General features: G+C 70.2%; 18 protein-coding genes. 3 read left to right on the top strand and 15 right to left on the bottom strand.

Annotated elements, in window-relative coordinates:
• The first annotated feature begins 74 nt into the window (after window positions 1-74).
• Together CWS50_RS05090 and CWS50_RS05085 are read left to right on the top strand one after the other, a co-directional pair.
• The gene (locus CWS50_RS05090; RefSeq protein WP_206610476.1) at window positions 75-350 is read left to right on the top strand and encodes a hypothetical protein; all 276 of its coding nucleotides are present in this window, start codon (window positions 75-77) and stop codon (window positions 348-350) included.
• Window positions 347-802 carry a DUF4913 domain-containing protein gene (locus tag CWS50_RS05085; RefSeq protein WP_127841912.1) on the top strand — a complete coding sequence of 152 codons (456 nt, stop codon included), beginning with the start codon at window positions 347-349 and terminating at the stop codon, window positions 800-802. The genes CWS50_RS05090 and CWS50_RS05085 overlap by 4 nt, the downstream gene beginning before the upstream one ends.
• Before the next feature lie 63 nt (window positions 803-865).
• Here CWS50_RS05085 and CWS50_RS05080 read toward each other — a convergent pair whose 3' ends face one another.
• The 15 genes from CWS50_RS05080 to CWS50_RS05010 all read right to left on the bottom strand — a co-directional run bounded on the left by CWS50_RS05080 (window position 866) and on the right by CWS50_RS05010 (window position 17259).
• The gene (locus CWS50_RS05080) at window positions 866-1942 is read right to left on the bottom strand and encodes a zeta toxin family protein (RefSeq protein ID WP_127841911.1); all 1077 of its coding nucleotides are present in this window, start codon (window positions 1940-1942) and stop codon (window positions 866-868) included.
• Entirely contained in the window at window positions 1935-2900 is a 966-nt protein-coding gene (locus tag CWS50_RS05075; protein WP_127841910.1) for a Fic/DOC family protein, read from the bottom strand. The genes CWS50_RS05080 and CWS50_RS05075 overlap by 8 nt, the downstream gene beginning before the upstream one ends.
• On the bottom strand, window positions 2897-3091 hold the full coding sequence (locus CWS50_RS05070; RefSeq protein ID WP_127841909.1) for a hypothetical protein: 195 nt from the start codon (window positions 3089-3091) through the stop codon (window positions 2897-2899). Before CWS50_RS05070 ends, CWS50_RS05075 begins: the two co-directional genes overlap by 4 nt.
• Window positions 3092-3344: 253 nt before the next feature.
• A complete protein-coding gene (locus tag CWS50_RS05065) occupies window positions 3345-3851 on the bottom strand; it encodes a recombinase family protein (protein WP_243118470.1) in 507 nt (168 codons plus the stop codon).
• A gap of 97 nt (window positions 3852-3948) precedes the next feature.
• Complete coding sequence (locus CWS50_RS05060; protein WP_243118518.1) at window positions 3949-4857, bottom strand: zeta toxin family protein; 909 nt, start codon at window positions 4855-4857, stop codon at window positions 3949-3951.
• Between the two features lie 113 nt (window positions 4858-4970).
• A complete protein-coding gene (locus CWS50_RS05055; RefSeq protein WP_127841907.1) occupies window positions 4971-5231 on the bottom strand; it encodes a hypothetical protein in 261 nt (86 codons plus the stop codon).
• Window positions 5232-5648: 417 nt separating this feature from the next.
• Complete coding sequence (locus tag CWS50_RS05050; RefSeq protein WP_206610475.1) at window positions 5649-6485, bottom strand: Fic/DOC family protein; 837 nt, start codon at window positions 6483-6485, stop codon at window positions 5649-5651.
• Window positions 6433-6630, bottom strand: a complete 198-nt coding sequence (locus CWS50_RS05045; protein ID WP_127841906.1) for an antitoxin VbhA family protein — start codon at window positions 6628-6630, stop codon at window positions 6433-6435. The genes CWS50_RS05050 and CWS50_RS05045 overlap by 53 nt, the downstream gene beginning before the upstream one ends.
• Before the next feature lie 212 nt (window positions 6631-6842).
• On the bottom strand, window positions 6843-7427 hold the full coding sequence (locus CWS50_RS12915) for a hypothetical protein (protein ID WP_164860082.1): 585 nt from the start codon (window positions 7425-7427) through the stop codon (window positions 6843-6845).
• Between the two features lie 188 nt (window positions 7428-7615).
• The gene (locus CWS50_RS05035; protein WP_127843260.1) at window positions 7616-11239 is read right to left on the bottom strand and encodes a proline dehydrogenase family protein; all 3624 of its coding nucleotides are present in this window, start codon (window positions 11237-11239) and stop codon (window positions 7616-7618) included.
• Between the two features lie 103 nt (window positions 11240-11342).
• Window positions 11343-13163 carry an alpha/beta hydrolase family protein gene (locus tag CWS50_RS05030; RefSeq protein WP_243118516.1) on the bottom strand — a complete coding sequence of 607 codons (1821 nt, stop codon included), beginning with the start codon at window positions 13161-13163 and terminating at the stop codon, window positions 11343-11345.
• Between the two features lie 17 nt (window positions 13164-13180).
• Entirely contained in the window at window positions 13181-14287 is a 1107-nt protein-coding gene (era, locus tag CWS50_RS05025; RefSeq protein ID WP_127841904.1) for a GTPase Era, read from the bottom strand.
• Window positions 14271-15581: a hemolysin family protein gene (locus CWS50_RS05020; RefSeq protein ID WP_127841903.1), complete on the bottom strand. Its 1311-nt coding sequence runs from the start codon at window positions 15579-15581 to the stop codon at window positions 14271-14273. Before CWS50_RS05020 ends, era begins: the two co-directional genes overlap by 17 nt.
• A complete protein-coding gene (ybeY, locus tag CWS50_RS05015; RefSeq protein WP_127841902.1) occupies window positions 15578-16036 on the bottom strand; it encodes an rRNA maturation RNase YbeY in 459 nt (152 codons plus the stop codon). Before ybeY ends, CWS50_RS05020 begins: the two co-directional genes overlap by 4 nt.
• Window positions 16033-17259: a PhoH family protein gene (locus CWS50_RS05010; protein ID WP_127841901.1), complete on the bottom strand. Its 1227-nt coding sequence runs from the start codon at window positions 17257-17259 to the stop codon at window positions 16033-16035. The genes ybeY and CWS50_RS05010 overlap by 4 nt, the downstream gene beginning before the upstream one ends.
• A gap of 81 nt (window positions 17260-17340) precedes the next feature.
• Here CWS50_RS05010 and CWS50_RS05005 point away from each other — a divergent pair, with 81 nt between their 5' ends.
• Window positions 17341-18183, top strand: coding sequence for a methyltransferase domain-containing protein (locus tag CWS50_RS05005; RefSeq protein WP_127841900.1), 843 nt, complete (start codon window positions 17341-17343; stop codon window positions 18181-18183).
• Window positions 18184-18219 lie beyond the last annotated feature (36 nt).

Below are 18219 nucleotides of genomic sequence, written 5' to 3'. Positions count from 1 at the left end.
CCGGGCGCTGGTGGGGCCGGCCCCGCTGGCTCGGGCGCGGGCGCCCACCCGCCCCCGCCGCCGCTGGTCCTGCCGTGCCTGCTGGTCCCGCAGGCCGCGGCGGTGTGCCCGGTGGTGGCGCTTCCGACCTCGCCGCCCTGCCCAAGGGCCGCGCCCTCGTCCTGTCCTCAGGCTCACGCCCCACCCTCGTACGCACCCTCCCGTGGATGACCGGCCCCCACGCCACCGCAGTCAAGGCATCCATCACCGCCCACGACCCACAGGCTGAGCGGACGATCAACGAGGCAGCCACACAGCTGGCAGCAGTAGAGGCAACCCTGCAAGCCCATGAGACGGAGGCACACCCATGACCGACTGGGGAACAGCTGAGGCGCAGCCAAGCAGCAACGACCCTGCTGATGCTGTTGACGAGCCTGACGAACAGCTGTGGTTCGGCTCGGTCGACGAGTTCGTGCGCGACTACCTGCGCAACGTCTACCGCCGACGCATCGACGGGCGCCACCGGTGCTGGGTCGGCCGGTGGTGGCAGCACGAGGAGGCCGTGGTCCGCCTGGAGGCGCTGTGGCGCGCCTGGGAGCACCTACGCCGCGACGCGGCCACAGGCATGAGCATATGGTGGCGCGACCACGCCGACCACCACATGGCCGTCCTCATGAGCCCCGACGGCCCGTTCGCCACCGCCACACAAGGCACAGAGAACACCTGCAGGCTAGGCGAGCCCCTCCCCTACGTCCCACCACCAGAAGGCCTGTTCCCCGACGTACGAGAACAGCCGACAGAACCACCAGGCAGCACCGGCTGAGCACAGGCTCCCACGCTGCGACTCCGCCGTGACAGGAGTAGAAGTGCGTCTACCCGGCGACGTTCACCTGCCGATCCCGTGGGGTCCTGACTCGCGACCACGCCCGGGTCGGCTGCTGGTCCGCTGCTGCGCAGCGCGAACCGGCTGCCTCACTGCCTCAGTCGCGGCCCGCGGATAGGACGCCTGGACCGCTGACCTCACCGAGCTCCCCGTGCTCGCCGGTGACGGGGCTGGCGCACACAGCTGGCTGCCCCTGTCGTCGCGTCGCAGGTCATCAGTCAGCCGGGGCGTGGCCACGGCCTGGCGGGCCTCCTCAACGGTAGTGAAGAAGCGCCGGTAGCGCGACACCTCAGGCACCTGCTCAGCCACAGCGCGCGCCGCCCGGTCGCACCGGGAGCCCGCTACGTCCTGGGTGTCAAACACCAGCTCGCGGAACTCGCTGGGCACCCACCGCCCACCCAGCTCGCTGCTGTAGGTCTGCTCCACCCACCGCTGGGCGATCCGGTACCTGGACACCTCAGCGGGAACCTCGACGTCAACCACCTGGATGTCGTAACCAGCCCCAGCCAGCTGGGAGGCCAGGCGCACGGCCTTGACCTCGTCCGCCATCACACCATCGACCACGACGTTCTCACCACGCGCGAGAGCATCCTCTCGCACCTGGAGCGCGAGGTAGGAGGACTCCTCGTGCACCAGCGCGGCCAGCTCCATCGGCGCCAGCCGCACCCCACGACCCACCGCCTCAGCCGGCATCATGGCCTCGATACTGCCGTCCTCGACAGCCGCACGGACTAGCAGCACCTTGAACTCATCAGGATCCACAACAGTGAACCGCTGCCCCGCCTCCTCCAAGACCCGGCTGCGGACCACCCCCTTGCCCGCACCAGGCGGCCCGGCCAGCACGACGGCCTGACGCCCCGTGTCACCCCGACCGTGCTCCTCGTAGAACTGAGCCAGCAGACGCCGGTGCAGCTCACGACGCCCCGGCCGCGGCACGAAGTCCCCACCAGGCACCTGCCGGAACCACTCCGGGTTGCGGACAGTGGCTCCTGGCGCGTCCGGCGACAGCGGCCCGCCCTCACGAGACAGCTCACGCAGCAGCCCGGCCCGCGCGGCCAGCTCAGCGGGAACCTCAGGCATCACCGTACAGCGCGTCGAGCACCGCCTCGCACATGCCCACGTCGATCAGACCAGCCCGCTCAGCCCGGAAGAGGTCCTGGACAGTGCCCTCCGGGACAACCATGAGATCATCACCGGGACTCGTGCGCATCTCGCCAGCCGGCACCCAGGGCCAGGCAACCAGCTGCGCCACCGCCTCCTCACGGTCCAGCTCCCCCGCCGCGTACCGCTGGCACACCTCGTACGGGCTCGCGCTCCGCTGCCCCTCCCTAGGCACCGGCACACGACGGGCCGCCCTCAACGCCTCAGTCGCGGCCTGCGGATACGACGCACGAAGTGCGAAGGAACTGATCCGGCTCTCAAGCGAGGGAGTCTGCTGTGACGGCTCGCAGGACAGCAGCCGCGACACGAGGTAATCGGCCAGCGGACGCGGATTGCCGACGACGGCTCGCAGGCGCAGCGCGCGTAACGTGTCCACGTCAACACGCCGCCAGTTGACGGGGTGACCAGCCCGCTCTGCGAGAGCAGTCATGTAGAAACTCTGACTGCGCGTGTTCCCGTCCCTGTAGGGATGGATGGCTGTCAGGTCCCCCCAGCGCTCTGCGAGTCGCGTGGCGAACGTCGCTGCGTCCAGCCCGGTCAGGTAGTCCTCACGGCCGAGCCGGTCAAAGAGCTGTGACAGGCTGTCCTGGATGTACTCGGGACGAGCGTAGACGACACCCGTCCCGACGGCCTGCACGTTCACGTCGCGCAGCCGCCCAGCGATACCGGGAACGATCCGCTCGAACATCCGCGTATGGATATAGCGCAGGTACTCGTAGCCAGGCTGAGGCGGCACCGGCTCGATGCGCAACTCCGCCATCGCGGCCGAGGCGTAGTCGTTCATCGCGGCGTCGAGCCGCACCGAATCACGTATCCCCTTCGAGTTAACGAGGACACCCCCGCTGCCGGGATACGTATACTTGTCGTCCTCGCTCACCCGCGCGCGTACTTTTCGTCCAACTCGGCATACGCCTCAGCCGGAGTGATGTGCCCGTCAAGGATACGACGGGCACGGTCAAGGGCCTCGGCGTCCGGGAAGTGCCCAGCAAGCTGCTGAGCTTTCTCAATCAGCGCAAGCTCGCCCTCAACGTCAACGGCTGGTCGGACAACTACGGCGCTGTGGGTCATGTCAAGCCCCCTTCGTCTCAGTCACTTCTTACTATATCAAGGCAACCGAAAACGGTCTAGGGGCAAGTTAGGTTTCGGGCAGGCAGGCGCTGGTCACTCCGACGACGACTACACAGGCACTCATGTGGGCTGGACTAGCTGTCCTGATGACCGGAGCAGCGGCAAGCGCCCTCTCCACAGGACTACCTCGGAGACACTGATACCGAGGTATCATGACACCATAGTTGCATGGGACTATGGTCGGGGTTTGGCGTCAGCCTGCCTGCTGCGCGGGGCCGGGGTGAGTGGGGCCCGGGCTGGTCGGCACGTCGTGCTGGGCTGCCTTTGCCAGGGCTCTGGACACTGATGAGCTGCCGACTGCCAACACCCTTGCGATGTGTGAGATGCTCCGCCCCTCGGCACGCTCTGGGGTCATTACAGTGGGTCGGCCGCCCACGCGCCCCTGCGCCCGGGCGTGAGCCAGTCCGCGCCTCGTGCTCTCACGGATCGTGTCGACACGGAGTTGAGCGAACACAGCCACAATGCCGAACAGAGCCCGCCCCATCGGCGTTGTCGTGTCGATGTCCGGCTCAGTCAGGCTCCGGATGTTCACGCCGCGCTCGGCCAGGTCGTTGATGGTCTCAATGGCCATCTTCTCGCTACCCGCGATCCGGTCCAGTCGGCGCACGACGAGCGTGTCGCCCTCACGCAGGTAGTCCAGGCACGCGTCCCACTGCGGCCGGTCCCTGAGGCGGCTTGACTCACCACGATCCACGAACACGCGTATTGCTCCTGCGGCGCGCAACCGGCCTCCTGCGCCTGCGGGTTCTGCTCACGCGTCGACACACGGGCGCACCCGACCACGCTGCCTGCCGTAGTCACCGGTCCAACTCGTTTCCTTTACCCCGGCCCCTCAGGGGCGGGAGCCCGCAATAAGCGCGCGTGTCGGCCTCGCGGCCCGGCGTCGAGGCAACCGCCGCTCGCGCGCTCTGGGGGAAGCTCACGCTCAGCAATGACCGTACGTGGTGGACTGTGCGCGGGACCATGTCAGCGAGGGCGTCTGCGGCGGCACGAGCGCGCACACCGTCGTGGGGCCAGGCGCGCACAGCCACCTCACGGGAGTCGACTGTAGCGACGGTCCTGATGGTGTCCAGCAGGTCTGGAGTACTTCCCGACAGGGCGTGCACGCGCTCAACAGCACCGGCGGCCTGCCGACCCACTGTGGACAGCTCCCGGTCCCGAAGGCCGAAGTAGCTCCGGTCAAGCAGTACCGATCCGCCCCTGTCCTCAATGACAAGGCGGTCCACCCTGCCCGAGGCGATCAGCTCCTCAACCGTCCCGGCAGCCTTGGCGTAGGCCTCGTCGTGCGCGGCCGCCGGGGTCCACCGCCCCGCGCCCGTGTCCTCCACCTGCCTGGTGTACCGCTCCACTGTCGAGAGCCGGGACACCTCTTGGGGCACCGCGACCACACGCAGCTCGACGACGTAACCGGCCTGCCGGAAGGCCGAGATGGTCTGCGCCATCGCCTCAGGCGAGCGCAGCGTCGTCTCGATCAGCACGTCCGAGCGCTGCGCACGCAGGTAGTCGGCCGCCATGCCGATCCACTGCCCGGACGCCTGCGCCGTCGCTGCCGGCATCGACAGGGGCTCCTCACGCATCAGACGCGCGTAGTCCGGGTGGAACTGGCGAAGATCATCACCGATCACCGGCACCAGCGAAGGCCTCGCCTTCGCTGCGCGTTCGTTCGCACGGCTCTTACCAGCCCCCGGCTGACCACCCGTGTACACCAGGACCGGCGGCCACGACCCATCACCCCGCGCCCGCAAACGCAGGTCCTCCAGGTACGGGAGCACGTCATGATCGAAAAATAAGCGCAGCTGCTGCCCGCTTAGCTGGTCGCTCACGACAGGACCGGAGCGTACCGCGGCATCAAGGCCAGCTCGGCACGCAGCCCCATCGTGTGCTCCTCAATCGCCTGACGGTCGTCCGGGTCGACCGCACGGACCTCGCGCATCACCCGCAGCTGCTCAGCCCTCCAGTGATCCCTGGCACCGGCACTCTCCGCCTCACGCACCCACTCCACGTACCTGCCCCCGAGCTGGGTCGCCAGCTCACGCATCACGTCATAGAGCACCGGACTGAAGTCCTCACCACCACTCATCCTGCACACCCTTTCTGGCCCTCAGCACATACTACCAAGACGCCCAAAAAGGTTCTAGCGGCACTTTCGGGCGACTTAGGCTTCGGTCGACTGCTTCGGGTCAGCACCCGCCCGACCAGCAGACACAAGCCACCCAGACAGCACCGGCCATAACAGTTCCCCCGTCTAAGTCACGCCTTGTTGTATTAGGATAACCGGAAACAGTCCACCATGCGTTTCGGTACATCCTGGTTTCGGTGGCTGCTTCCGGGTGGCGAACCCTCGGTATATCTCACCTCACAGGACTCGCCCATCAGCGTTGTCGTGTCGATGCCCAGCCCGGTCAGGCTCCGGATGCTCACGCCTTGCCGACCCAGGTCGCTGATCGTCCCGATGACCATCTTCTTGCCGCCAGCAACACGATCCAGCCGACACTGGTCATCGGCTCGCTCCTGGTCCGTCGTTGCCAGGCCCTTGGTGGCTCTGTCCTGGCACGTGCATGGTGGGCGAACGTGCCTGCGGTGCGCTTGGCGGGCTGCTCTGGGGTTGTCGCACAGCCTGGGAGGCACTCGTGGGGAACGACAGCCGGGCGCGCTCCGCGACGCGCCAGGCGGCGTCCCGCGCACCCTGCGGGGTCGCCTTGCTGAGGATCTGATCGAGCATCTCGCACAGCGGCCCGAAGTCCCGCTGCTCGGCTGCCGCACGGCTGGCCTGGTCATTGGCCGCGCCGTGCACGGTGCGCCAGCCGAGCTGCCACCCGGCGTCGCGGGCGACACGGCTCCAGAACACTCGTTGCGTCCGACCGTTTCCCTCCCGGAACGGGTGCACGTAGTTGAACTGGTCGTAGTGGTACGCCAGGCGGTCGATAAACTGCTCGCGGCTCATGCCGCGCAACTCGTTGTCGGCCCGCAACTCCTCCGCGCAGTATGCGGCGGCACGACCAATCATCGACACGGGAAGAAAGAACTGGGCTCCCTCCACGTTCTTGCGAATGTCGACGGTGCGCAACTCCCCCGCCCAGTCGTAGACGTCCTGGAACAGATGGCGGTGGATCGCGCGCAGCTCGTCGAGGTCACCGGTCGGCCTCACTGGCCGATCCATGAGTTGCACCAGGCGGGTGAACACCAGAGCGCCCTCGGCCTTGTCGAGGGCGCTCTGTGTCGTCGCGCCGACCTTGTTGCTCAGCAGACCCGTCTCAGGATCAAGATACGGGTCGACGAGCTCAGCCGAGGCCATACCGCGCGCGAGCGCGGGCCACCAGCTCGTCAGAGTCAATGCGCCCGGCGACATACTCGTCGGCGTCCGCACGCGTCGCAGCATCGACGCGCATACCTTCCATCTCGCCGCTGTGAATCGCCTCGGCCACCCGCAGCTCGCGCTCGGCCGCAGTCGTCGCGGTGCCTGCTGTACCAGTGGCCACGGCGGTGCCCCTCTCGTTCGACGCCAATCGACTCTAGCCGATTTCCCGAAAACGATCTAGGGGCAGTCTTGGGTCGCGAGGGTTTCGGTCCGGCGTGCCGACTTCCGTCGCCCCTCGGCCACCGTCGGCCCGTAAAAGGTCGTGAGGGGAGGCTGTAACCTTGCTGCCGAGCCCTTCTCCTCCCACGTCTGCCCCACACGTTTTGGGAGTCCTCACCGACTGTGTCCAGGTCGCGGCACCCGCTGCTGGCCGACACGCGCCCCACGCACCCTTGGCACCTGTCGGGAAGTCCTCGCTCTGACCGCCTCGGTGGCGGGCCTGGCCTGGCTGACATCGGCACGCATCCTCATGGCCACCAGGTCCCGGTCTATCCCCCTGGCCTCCATGTCACGTGCCATACTGGCACGGCGCTCGGCACTGTCATAAAGGGTGCGCCCGTCCTCACGAACCCTGCCGGCTGTCACCTCACGCTGCTCGGCCTCGGCCACCGCCCGGGCACGCTCCCCAGGGTCCAGCTCGTGCTCAGCCGCCACCCCTGTCTCCCCAGCCCGCAGGTCCTCCCGGTCCGCCTGAGCCAGGAGCCGCTGCGCCTCAGCACGGTCCCAGGCCGCCCTGACCCCTTCCGCCCCAGCACCGGCGTACTCGTACCTGGCGCGGTCCCGCATGAGGCGGGCGCCCAGGCTCCCCGCCTCCTGGGCAGCACCAGTACTGTCAGCCTCAACACCGTAGCCGTAGCGGGAACGCAGCTCTCCCGGCTCCTGCTCACTACGTGCGCCTGCCCGGCGCACACGACGCATATTCTCCTCGCGATCACTCGAACAGCTCAGGCCAGCCCTCCTCAACATCGCGTCTCTCCATGACGATCCTCTCGCAGTAGGCGGTACATCTACTCTGCCCAAGTCATCCCACTGGCCGAGAGCAACCCAGGACCCCACCACACGCCAGACCGGACGCCCCGTCAGCTCAGTGGCCATAGGTCCTCAGCTCACAGCAGCCCGGCGGCCAGGTCGAGGGGCGTGCCGAAGCGGTGCGCGGTGACAGACACTGACTGCTCGCGCAGGAAGGGCAGCAGCTCGGTGTGTGGGCAGGCGGTCACATCCCCGGTGTACAGCGCGACGTCCGGGCTGCCGCCGGTGGCGTGGCAGCCCTCCTGCCAGCGCTCCTGGGCGGCTTGCTCCCGCGGTCCCAGCAGCCGCACACGCACCCCCAGCGCCCCGGAGTCGGCAAGGTCGCCCAACCGCCGGGCCCACGCCCGGGAGTCCTCCTGGACCACCGTGGCACCACGGTCCCACAGCACCGCCCCCAGCGCCTCGGGCAGCGCCTCGGCCACCGACAGGCTCAGCCCGGCACCAGCCAGGCAGCCCGCCGCCATGACTCGCACCAGGTCCGCCAGCGCCGTCCCTGCCTCAGCCCGCACAAGGACCTCTGCGGGGCGGTAGCGAAGCACATTGCGCTCACACGCCAGTCCGGTGACGTCCACCGCCTGCCCGTAGGCGCTGCGCCACGCCTGGGCATCCTGGGCCAGAGCCGTGCGCAGGAGCAGGAGGTCCTGGCCAGCGAGCTCGGAACGCACCGAGTCGTACAGGTCGTCCAGGTCGTCCAGGTCACCCAGGGGCTCAGCCTCACCGTCCCCGCCGAGGACGTCCACCTGCTGCGGGATGTCCTCCACGGCACCGTCTGAGCGCACGACCTCCCCCAGGCCCAGCAGGTAGCTGGGGCCGCCCGCCTTCGTGGTGGAGCCGATGGCCGAGCGCTTCCACCCGCCAAAGGGCTGGCGCCTCACGATGGCGCCAGTGATCCCCCGGTTGACGTAGAGGTTGCCCGCCTGGACCGTCTCCAGCCACTGGGCCAACTCCTGAGAGTCCAGGGTCTGCAGGCCTGAGGTGAGGCCGTAGTCGACGGCGTTGACCACCTCAATGGCCTCCTCCAGGGTGTCCACCCGCATGACGCCGAGCACCGGGGCGAAGTACTCCGTGAGGTGGAACTCGCTGCCGGGCCTCACTCCGGCGCGGATACCCGGGTGCCACAGGCCGGAGCCCAGGTGCCGGGGCCGCAGCACCCAGTGCTCCCCCTCCCCCAGGACCGTCAGTCCCCGCAGGGCCTTGGCGTCGTCAGGCACCACCACCGGCCCCACCTGGGAGTCCAGGTGCTCGGGTGAGGCCACCACCAGGGAGGCGGTAGCGTCCACCAGCTGGCGGGCGATCCTCTCCGAGCGCCCGGCCGAGCCGACCAGGACCAGCAGGGAGGCTGCCGAGCACTTCTGGCCCGCGTGGGCGAAGGCCGAGGCGACGGTGTCACGCACCGCCAGGTCCGGGTCGGCAGAGGGCGTGACAATGATGGCGTTCTTGCCGCTGGTCTCCCCCAGCAGGCGCATGTCCGGCTTCCAGGAGCGGAACATGCGGGCGGTGTCATAGGAGCCGGTGAGGATGACCCGGTCCACGCCGTCGTGGGTGACCAGGTGCCGGGAGACCTCACCGTCCTCCACCGGAGCCAGCATGAGGACGTCAGTGGGGACCCCGGCGTCATGGAAGACGCTGACCAGCTCGGCCGCGCAGCGCCTGGCTGGCGGGGCCGGCTTGAGGACGACGGTGCTGCCCGTGGCCAGGGCCGCCGCCACGCCACCGGTGGGGATGGCCAGGGGGAAGTTCCACGGCGAGGCGACCACGGTCAGGCTGCTGGGCACGAACCGGCCTCCGCCCAGGTAGCCGGGGTCCTCCAGCGCCAGGGCGTTGCGGGCGTAGAGGTTGCAGAAGTCAACCGCCTCGCTGACCTCGGGGTCGGACTGGTCGATCGTCTTGCCGGTCTCACTGGCGGCGACCTCGATCAGCGCGCCCCGCCGCTGCTCAAGGAGCTGTCCGGCCCGCCGGATGATCTCCGCGCGGGCGCTGACCCCCAGTCCCGCCCAGCCGGGTGCGGCCGCCCGGAGGACCTCCACGACGGCGTCCACGTCCTCCCTGATGGCAAACCGGGCGGCACCAGCCGTCACGGCCTCGACTCCCAGCCGGGAGGCGGGCACAGCCCGGGCGATCTGACGAGCCCACTGCCGGTTGCCGCCCAGGGAGGGGTCGGAGTCCGGGGTGGAGACGAAGGCCCCGTCCTGCGCCGGGGCCGGTGCCAGAGCACCAGCGGGCCGCCCCTCCAGGCGGTCCTGGGTCCGCCGGGGCCCGGGAACAGGCGCCTGGGGGTCAAGGTCGGCCAGGGACGCCAGGAAGCGGTCACGCTCCCGGGTGAGCACGCGGCTGTCGGAGGCGATGTCGAACACCCCGGACATAAAGTTCTGCGGCGCGGCGTTCTCCTCCAGGCGGCGCACCAGGTAGGCGATGGCGACGTCGAACTCCTGGGGGGCCACCACCGGGACGTACAGCAGCAGGTGGCCCACGTCGCGCCGTACGACCTCCGCCAGGGTGGTGGCCATCCCCGACAGCATCTCGAACTCGACGGCGTCAGTACCCTCCAGCCCACGGGCCGCCCGCAACTCGTAGGCCAGGGCGATGTCAAAGATGTTCTGACCTGCCACACCCAGGCGCACGGCCCGGGTGCGCTGCGGGGTCATGGCCCAGTGGAGGACACGCTTGTAGCAGGTGTCGGTCTCCTGCTTGGTGGGCCAGGTGGTCATCTCCCACCCGTGGACACCGGCGTCAACAGCCTCCATGGCGAGGTTGGCCCCCTTGACCACCCGCACCTTGACCGGGGCGCCTCCCCGGGCCACCCGCGCCGCCGCCCAGTCCTGGAGGCGCTGCATCGCCCCCAGGGAGTCGGGCAGGTAGGCCTGCAGGACGACCCCGGCCTCGTAGCTGCCCAGCTCCTCCTGGTCCAGGAGGGCGGTGAACACGGCCAGGGTCAGGTCCAGGTCCTTGTAGTCCTCCATGTCCAGGTTGAGGAAGGTGCCGTGGTCACGCGCCAGCCGGTACAGAGGGGTCAGCACCTCCACCCCGTGGGCGACCACCTCGTCAAAGCCCCAGGGGTTGTGCGGACCGGTCACGGCAGACACCTTCACCGAGACGTAGTCCACGTCCTGCCTGGTGACCAGCCGGGAGACCTCTGCCAGGCGCCGGGCGGCCTCCTGGTCCCCCAGGACCGCCTCACCCAGGAGGTTGATGTTGAGCCGGTTGCCGTCACGGCGCAGACGCCGCAGCGCCGGGCCCAGGCCCTGGTCGGTGGCATCGACGACCAGGTCACCCACGATCTGGCGGAAGGTGTGCCGGGCGGCGGCAGCCACCACGGTCGGCGCCAGCCTTGAGGCGGCCCCGCCCAGGCCGGTGGCTGCGGCCAGGGCCGGCGGGAGGAAATCCGTGCGCCCGTCGGCCAGGCGGCGCAGGGCGCGCCCCGCCACCTCCAGGTCAGCCGGGCGCACGACGTCGTCGACGAAGCGGGTGGTGAAGGCCAGCCCGTCGGGGTCGGCCAGGATCCGGGAGAGCAGGGCCGCCGCCCTGGGAACGGGGAGCCGGGCCGAGGCCTCCACCCAGCCTCGCGCACGCTCCACGGCCCGCAGCCCCAGCTCCCACATCTCCTGTGGGCAGGGGCTGTTCGTGGGCCTGGCCGGGGCCGGGTCGGTCAAGGAGGGCGAGGAGCTGTCTGCGGTGCCCAGGGGCTCGGAGGGTGTGGACATCATCATCCTGGTGGTCTCCTGTTCCGGTACGCACTGGTCTAGTCGGCCGGTAGCGGGCAGGGCGCCCACCTCCCAGTGTGCGCCATCAGGAGGCTGCGCGCAGTCACAGCAGCAGAGGGAACAGTCCCCAGTAGGCCAGGAACATCAGCTGGACAAGGGTGCCGCCCAGGGCACTGACCAGGACGGTCCCCGTCCAGGGGGTCAGCCACCGCCCTCCCCCGTCCTGGCGGACGTGCCCACGCATGAGCCAGGCCCTGCCGACCAGCTTGACCAGAAGCACGACCGTCATCAGCGCCGCCCCCTGTGCCAGCGCCCACCCCCCGTAGGAGATCCACAGGTTGGAGGTCCGGTTCAAGGCGAGCTGGGCCACGGTCAGGACGTAGGCCAGGTACAGGACCCAGGAGGACGTCACGGACAGGCCCAGCGACACCGCCCACCGCCCAAGCGGTGCTGGCAGGTGCAGGCCACGCCCGCCTCTCAGCCGCGGAAGCTGGCCAGCCCCCCACAGCACCGCCGACAGGCCCAGCAGCCCCAGGCCCAGGACGGCGGTCACCAGCATGAGGTCACCGCTGGCGTACCACCGGGTCCTCTCAGGTACCTGCGCCCAGTAGACCTGCGTGGGCGCCGCCCCGGCCACACGGGGCCCAGCACCGCCAGTCTCCGGCAGCCCAGTCACCCAGCGGGCCAGGTCCCGAGCCACCCCGGGCACCAGCAGCCCCTCAGTGCTGGTCCCCGACTTGAGACCATGGTTGGCCCCGGCGTAGTAGCGCACCGTGAGCTGGTCGTTACCCGCCTCCTGCATCGAGTCCCAGACCGTCCTGGGCCCCTGGAGCACAGGCATGGAGGAGTCCTCCGTCCCATACAGCATGAGGACCGGCACCGTCAGGCGCCGCTCGTAGACGGAGGCGTCGAAGTCAGCGTACTTGAACCCTCCACCCGGTAGCTCCCTGGACCCCAGGATCCTGGGGATGATGTCCAGCAGCGGCTCGGGCACCCCCACCTCACGCAGGTAGGAGTCCATGGCGAAGGCAGCCTGCTGGCGTATGGGCACCACCGGCGCGGAAGCCAGCACCAGGAAGGCGATACGGGAGTCCTGGGCAGCCAGCACCACGCCGGGGTAGCCGCCCTCGGACTCGGCGTACAGCCCCACCCGCAGCGCGTCAACCTCCTCCAGGGAGCGCAGGAGCTCCACGGAGTCGGCGTAGTCCGCCGCCATGGACACGTAGTCACGCTCGGTGAGGGTGTAGCCCTCCATCGGCTTGTCCGGCACGATGGTGGTGGCCCCAGCCGAGGCCAGCGCCTCGGCCTGCTCGGCAAAGCCCTCGATCGTGTGGGTCCCGGCGCCGTGGAGGAAGACGACACCCGCGGTGGGGGTGGGCGCCCCCACCGGCTGGCGCAGGAGAGCGGGCACCTCCTGGCCGTCGGCCTGGGGCACGCTCACCTGGATGGTCCTGACCTCGTAGGTGCCTACCGGGACAGTCTCGACCTGTCCGCCGATACCGGTGTCACGGGTGGTCGGGGCCAGCGGCGCGGTGAAGACCGCAGGCGACCAGCGCGGACCCGCCAGGGTCCCCACGAGGCTGAGTCCCAGCACCAGGACGATGCTGCCCCCCATGACGCGGTGGTCGTAGGAGACCGCCAGGACCAGCGCTCCCAGCGCGAGGGTGAGGACGATCTGCCAGATCTCGGTCAGTCCCGCCCCGAGGAGCAGCAGGAGAAGGACCAGGGCGAGGACCCCCAGGAGCAGCCTGGCCAGGCGACGGCACCCAGCACGGCACACTGTGACGACCATCCTGGCAGCCCGCCGGGGGAAGGCACGGACCCAGACCCAGCCGGAGGTGATCTCAGCCTGGGTGGGCCTCAGAGGCTCTCCCCGGGAACGGGTCCGCCGGGGCAGGAGCCGGACAGGGCGGTGGGGACACATCACGGGACAGGTCCTGCTCAGAAGCCGAGGCGGGCCAGGGCCTTCGGGTCGGACTGCCAGTCCCGGGCGGTACGCACGTGCAGGTCAAGGTAGACCTTGCGCCCCAGCAGCTCCTCAACGCTCTTCCGTGCCCTGACGCCGACCTCCTTCAGCCGGGCCCCGTTGCGCCCGATGACGATCCCCTTCTGGGAGTCGCGCTCCACCACCAGGCTCACCCGTACCTGGAGGCGTCGCCCTGCCCCCTTGAGGTGACCCGGGTCGCGCTCCTCCTGACGTGCCCGCTCAGGGTCCACGACCTCGTCGACGACGACGGCCAGAGAGTGCGGCAGCTCCTCGCGCACCCCTTCCAGGGCGGCCTCGCGGACCAGCTCGGCGATCATGGTGGTCTCAGGCTCGTCAGTGACCTCGCTGGCGGGGTAGAGGGGCGGGCTGGCAGGCAGGTAAGAGACCAGGACCTCCTCCAGGACGTCAACCTGCTCCCCGCGCCTGGCCGAGACCGGGACGATCTCGGCCCAGTCCCCCAGGGCGTCCACGGCCAGGAGCCGGGCAGCCAGGTCTGGGCGCGAGACGGCGTCCGTCTTGGTGACCGCTGCCACCACGGGGGTGCGCAGGTCGGCCAGCTCGCGGGCGATGAAGCGGTCGCCGGGGCCGGTCCTCTCGTTGGCAGGCAGGCAGAAGACGATGACGTCTACCTCAGCCAGAGTGGTGCGCACCAGGTCGTTGAGCCGTCGGCCCAGCAGCGTCCTGGGCCGGTGGAGGCCAGGGGTGTCCACCAGCACCAGCTGGGCGTTGGCACGGTGGACCACGGCCCTCACGTTGTGCCTGGTCGTCTGCGGCTTCCCGGAGGTGATGGCGACCTTGGTGCCGACCATCGCGTTGGTCAGGGTGGACTTACCCGCGTTGGGACGCCCCACCATGCAGGCGAACCCGGCGCGGAAACCCTCGGGGAGCTGCGGCACTGCGACCTCGACACGCACGCCGTCCGGCCCGCCCCGCCCCGGATCGGAGTCCTCCAGGGCGGGGGGCAGGACAGGGAAGCCGTCGGCGTCACGCAGAGGCTCAGCCTGGCCCTCACGCGAGCCGCTGGAGCCTCTGGAGCCGCTGAAGTCACGGGAGTGGGGCATCAGAGTCCTTCCGGTCAGGCTGGTCCGGGACCTCGGGCACCCTGGTGGCAGTCAGGGTCGCCAGCTGGCGACGGCGCCCGGCCACGTCCTGCGCCACCAGACGCAGCCCCTGGACGTCCCCGCTCGCCCCGGGAAGGGGGACGCGTCCGACAGCCTTGGTGAGCAGCCCCCCGGCGGTGTCCACGTCGTCGTCGTCAATCTCCAGGCCGAAGAGGGCGCCCAGCTCGTCCAGCCCGAGCCGGGCGGGGACACGGTAGGTGCCAGGAGCGACCTCCTGGGGCTCGGGCAGCCGGGGGTCGTGCTCGTCAATGAGCTCACCAACCACCTCCTCCAGCAGGTCCTCCATGGTGACCAGCCCTGCGGTGCCCCCGTACTCGTCCACCGCCAGGGCCATGTGGAAGTGGCCGGTCTGCATCTCCCGCAGCAGGTCGTCAGCCAGCTTGGTCTCCGGGACGTACTCGGCCACGCGCACGAACTCCGACACGGGCAGGCCCTCCTGGTCGGGGCTGGCCGACAGCCGTCGCAGGAGGTCCTTGAGGTAGAGCACGCCGCGCACGTCGTCAGCGTCCTCCCCGATGACGGGGACCCGGGAGAACCCGGAGCGCACGAACAGGCGCATGGCGCTGGCGGCGCTCCTGTCCGCCTCGATCGTCACCATGTCGGTACGAGGCACCATGACCTCGCGCACCAGGGTCTGGCCCAGCTCGACGACGCTGCGCAGCATCTGGCGGTCCTCGTCCTCAATGGTGTCTGCCTCACCGATCTCGTCGATCATCTCCCGCAGGTCCTCGTTGACGGCCTCCCGGGCCTGGGCGTGGGTCGGCTCAGCGCGGCGGCGGGGGCGGCGGGCTGCCAGCGCGCGCCAGGGCGCCCCCAGCGCGGTGACCCACCCCAGGAGCCCTCCCAGCGCCAGGAGGGTCCCTCCCGGGTTGCGCTGGCCCGCCGACCGTGGGGAGACGCCCACCAGCACCCCCAGGAGCACAATGTTGCCCAGGACGGCCAGGACCAGCACCAGCCACCACTCGTCGACCAGGCCGGCGACCGCCAGGGTCACCAGGACCGCAGCGAGCATGTCCACCGCCACGCGCGCAGGCGCCACGGCGGCCAGCACCTGGTCACGCCGCTGCGCCAGGTCACGCACCTGCACGGCCCCGCGTCGCCCGGCCTCGACCAGGTCCTCAGCGGCAGCGCGGGTGAAGCGGGTCAGGGCCGCCTCCCCCGCCGACAGCGCCGCCCCCAGACCCAGGGCAAGGAGGGCACCCACGACAAGAAGGAGGACAGGTATCCCGCTCACGCGCCCCGCTCCGCCAGGAAGGTCAGCAGGAGCCTGCGCTGGAGCGCAAACATCTCCTTGCGCTCACGCGGCTCGGCATGGTCGTAGCCCAAGAGGTGCAGGATGCCGTGGGTCGTCAGCAGGAGCATCTCCTCCACCGCGGAGTGGCCGGCCTCCAGCGCCTGCTCGGCAGCCACCTGCGGGCACAGCACGATGTCACCCAGGGTCCCCGGCGGGGTCGGTGTCCCGGCCGTCCCCGGCCGCAGCTCGTCCATGGGAAAGCTCATGACGTCGGTTGGGCCGGGCAGGCCTAGCCAGCGCTCGTGGAGCTCGGCCATCGGCTCGGGGTCGACGAACAGGATGGCAAGCTCAGCAGCGGGCGAGACGTGCATGGCCTGGAGCACGTGGTCAGCCAGGGCGGCGAACTCGGCCCCGTCAATCGGCACGGAGGTCTCGTTGCTGACTTCTGTCGTCACGTCTGCCTCCCCTCACCGGCCCTGCCGCCCCGACCAACCCTACCGGCTCCGACGGGGCGTCCACGGCTGCGGGTACCGCCGGGCGCGGCACGCCGACGCGGCGAACGACGGGGCACAGGACCGTGCCCGGTGGGGTCAGCGCCCGCCTGGAGGGCCGCAGCCTGGGCCTCATAACTGGCGTAGGCGTCAATGATACGGCCCACGAGACGGTGGCGGACGACGTCGGCGCTGCCCAGGTCGCAGAAGGAGATCCCCTCCACCCCCTCCAGGATGCTACGCACCACAACCAGGCCCGAGGGGCGCCCCCCAGGCAGGTCCACCTGGGAGACGTCCCCGGTCACCACCATCGTGGAGCCGAAGCCCAGGCGGGTGAGGAACATCTTCATCTGCTCCGGGGTGGTGTTCTGGGCCTCGTCGAGGATGACGAAGGCGTCGTTGAGGGTGCGTCCACGCATGTAGGCCAGAGGGGCGACCTCAATGGTTCCCGCCGCCATGAGCCGGGGCAGGGCCTCGGGCTCCAGCATGTCGTGGAGGGCGTCGTAGAGGGGACGCAGGTAGGGGTCGATCTTGTCGGTCAGGCTGCCGGGCAGGAAGCCGAGGCTCTCTCCCGCCTCCACGGCGGGACGGGTCAGGACGATCCGGGACACCTGCCTGCGGGCCAGGGCGTCCACGGCCTTGGCCATAGCCAGGTAGGTCTTGCCGGTCCCAGCCGGGCCGATCCCGAAGGTGATGGTCGACTCCTCAATGGCGTCGGTGTAGGCCTTCTGCCCCAGGGACCGGGGGGTGATAGTGCGCCCGCGCGCGCTCAGCACGCTGTCGGTGAGCACCTCGGTTGGCCGGGTGGCGGCGTCCAGCAGACCGACGGCGCGCTCCACGGCGTCAGGAGTCAGCGGCGTGCCAGTGCGGGCGACGTCGATCAGCTCGGCGACCAGCACGAGGGCCGTGTCGAGGCGGTCCTGGTTCTCCTGGGCAGCGGTGACGGTCACGGTGGTGCCGCGCACGTGGACGTCTACCTCCGGAAACCCTTTCTCCACCGCACGCAGCACCTCGTCATGGGCGCCCAGGAGGGTCACAGGGTCCAGGTCGGCGGGCAAGGTCATGGTGCGGGTGACGGTAGAGGCAGTGGCGGCCCGGGCCGGGTGCCTGTCACCACTGACGGCTCCGCCACGGCCGGTGCCGACCAGCTCGGGCACCGTGTCAGGTTCACGGAAGGCTTGAGTCATCGTGGCCCGATCCTACCTACCGGTGCCGCATCCTGGACGTGCGCCTCCCACCGTGTGCACGCCCCAGTAGCCTCGCTCTCCATGCGCTACACCCACGGTCACGGCACAGCGGTGCTGGTCAGCCACTCACAGCGCTCGGCAGCAGACTGTGCCGCCTACCTCCTCCCCCACCTCCAGGCGGGGCAGGACCTGCTGGACGTCGACTGCGGGCCGGCCACGATCACCGCTGACCTCGCCCAGGCTGTTGCCCCCGGGCGCACCGTCGGGCTGGACCCCGCGCCAGCGGCGCTGGAGGCCGCGCGCGCCACGCTGGCCGCACGCACGGCGCTCCCCGGCAGACGACCCCGGCCCGGCAGCGCCGTAGACGGCGCGGCACCGGCCGTGGAGCTCGTGGCCGGGGACGTGGCCAGCCTCCCCTTTGAGGACGGCTCCTTCGACGTCGTCCACGCCCACCAGGTGCTCCAGCACGTATCGGACCCGGTGGCGGCCCTGCGGGAGATGGCCCGTGTGGCCCGCCCCGGCGGGCTCGTCGCGGCCCGTGACACCGTCTACCCGGCCATGGCCTGGTTCCCCCAGCCAGTGCCCCTGGAGGAGTGGCGGCGGGTGTACACCGCGACAGCGCGGCACAACGGCGGGCACCCGGACGCAGGCGCCCGGCTCCTGTCGTGGTGCCGGGAGGCTGGGCTGACCCAGGTCGAGTGCTCCGCCTCCACCTGGTGCTACGCCACCGCGCCGCAGCGTCGGCAGTGGGGGCGCACCTGGGCGCAGCGGTGCCTGTCCTCCTTCGGGCCACAGGCCGTCGAGCTGGGTCTGACCACGCCGGAGGGACTGCAGGAGATGGCCGAGGCCTGGCATGCCTGGGCCGAGGCGGGCGACGGCTGGTTCGCCGTCGTCCACGGCGAGGTGCTCGCCCGTCCCGCCTGAGGACCAGAAGGCGTCGTCCGCACCTCACCTCGCAGC

The sequence above is a fragment of the Actinomyces wuliandei genome (genome assembly GCF_004010955.1).
GTDB classification, from domain to species: Bacteria; Actinomycetota; Actinomycetes; order Actinomycetales; family Actinomycetaceae; genus Actinomyces; species Actinomyces wuliandei.
Note: the sequence above shows the minus strand (reverse complement) of the source record. Positions and strands in the feature narration are given on the sequence as shown.

Coding starts and splice junctions, on each gene's coding strand:
- CWS50_RS05085 (WP_127841912.1), top strand. CDS start 347: ATGACCGACTGGGGAACAGCTGAGGCGCAGCCAAGCAGCAACGACCCT.
- CWS50_RS05080 (WP_127841911.1), bottom strand. CDS start 1,942: ATGCCTGAGGTTCCCGCTGAGCTGGCCGCGCGGGCCGGGCTGCTGCGT.
- CWS50_RS05070 (WP_127841909.1), bottom strand. CDS start 3,091: ATGACCCACAGCGCCGTAGTTGTCCGACCAGCCGTTGACGTTGAGGGC.
- CWS50_RS05055 (WP_127841907.1), bottom strand. CDS start 5,231: ATGAGTGGTGGTGAGGACTTCAGTCCGGTGCTCTATGACGTGATGCGT.
- CWS50_RS12915 (WP_164860082.1), bottom strand. CDS start 7,427: ATGCGTCGTGTGCGCCGGGCAGGCGCACGTAGTGAGCAGGAGCCGGGA.
- CWS50_RS05035 (WP_127843260.1), bottom strand. CDS start 11,239: ATGTCCACACCCTCCGAGCCCCTGGGCACCGCAGACAGCTCCTCGCCC.
- CWS50_RS05030 (WP_243118516.1), bottom strand. CDS start 13,163: ATGTGTCCCCACCGCCCTGTCCGGCTCCTGCCCCGGCGGACCCGTTCC.
- era (WP_127841904.1), bottom strand. CDS start 14,287: ATGCCCCACTCCCGTGACTTCAGCGGCTCCAGAGGCTCCAGCGGCTCG.
- CWS50_RS05010 (WP_127841901.1), bottom strand. CDS start 17,259: ATGACTCAAGCCTTCCGTGAACCTGACACGGTGCCCGAGCTGGTCGGC.
- CWS50_RS05005 (WP_127841900.1), top strand. CDS start 17,341: ATGCGCTACACCCACGGTCACGGCACAGCGGTGCTGGTCAGCCACTCA.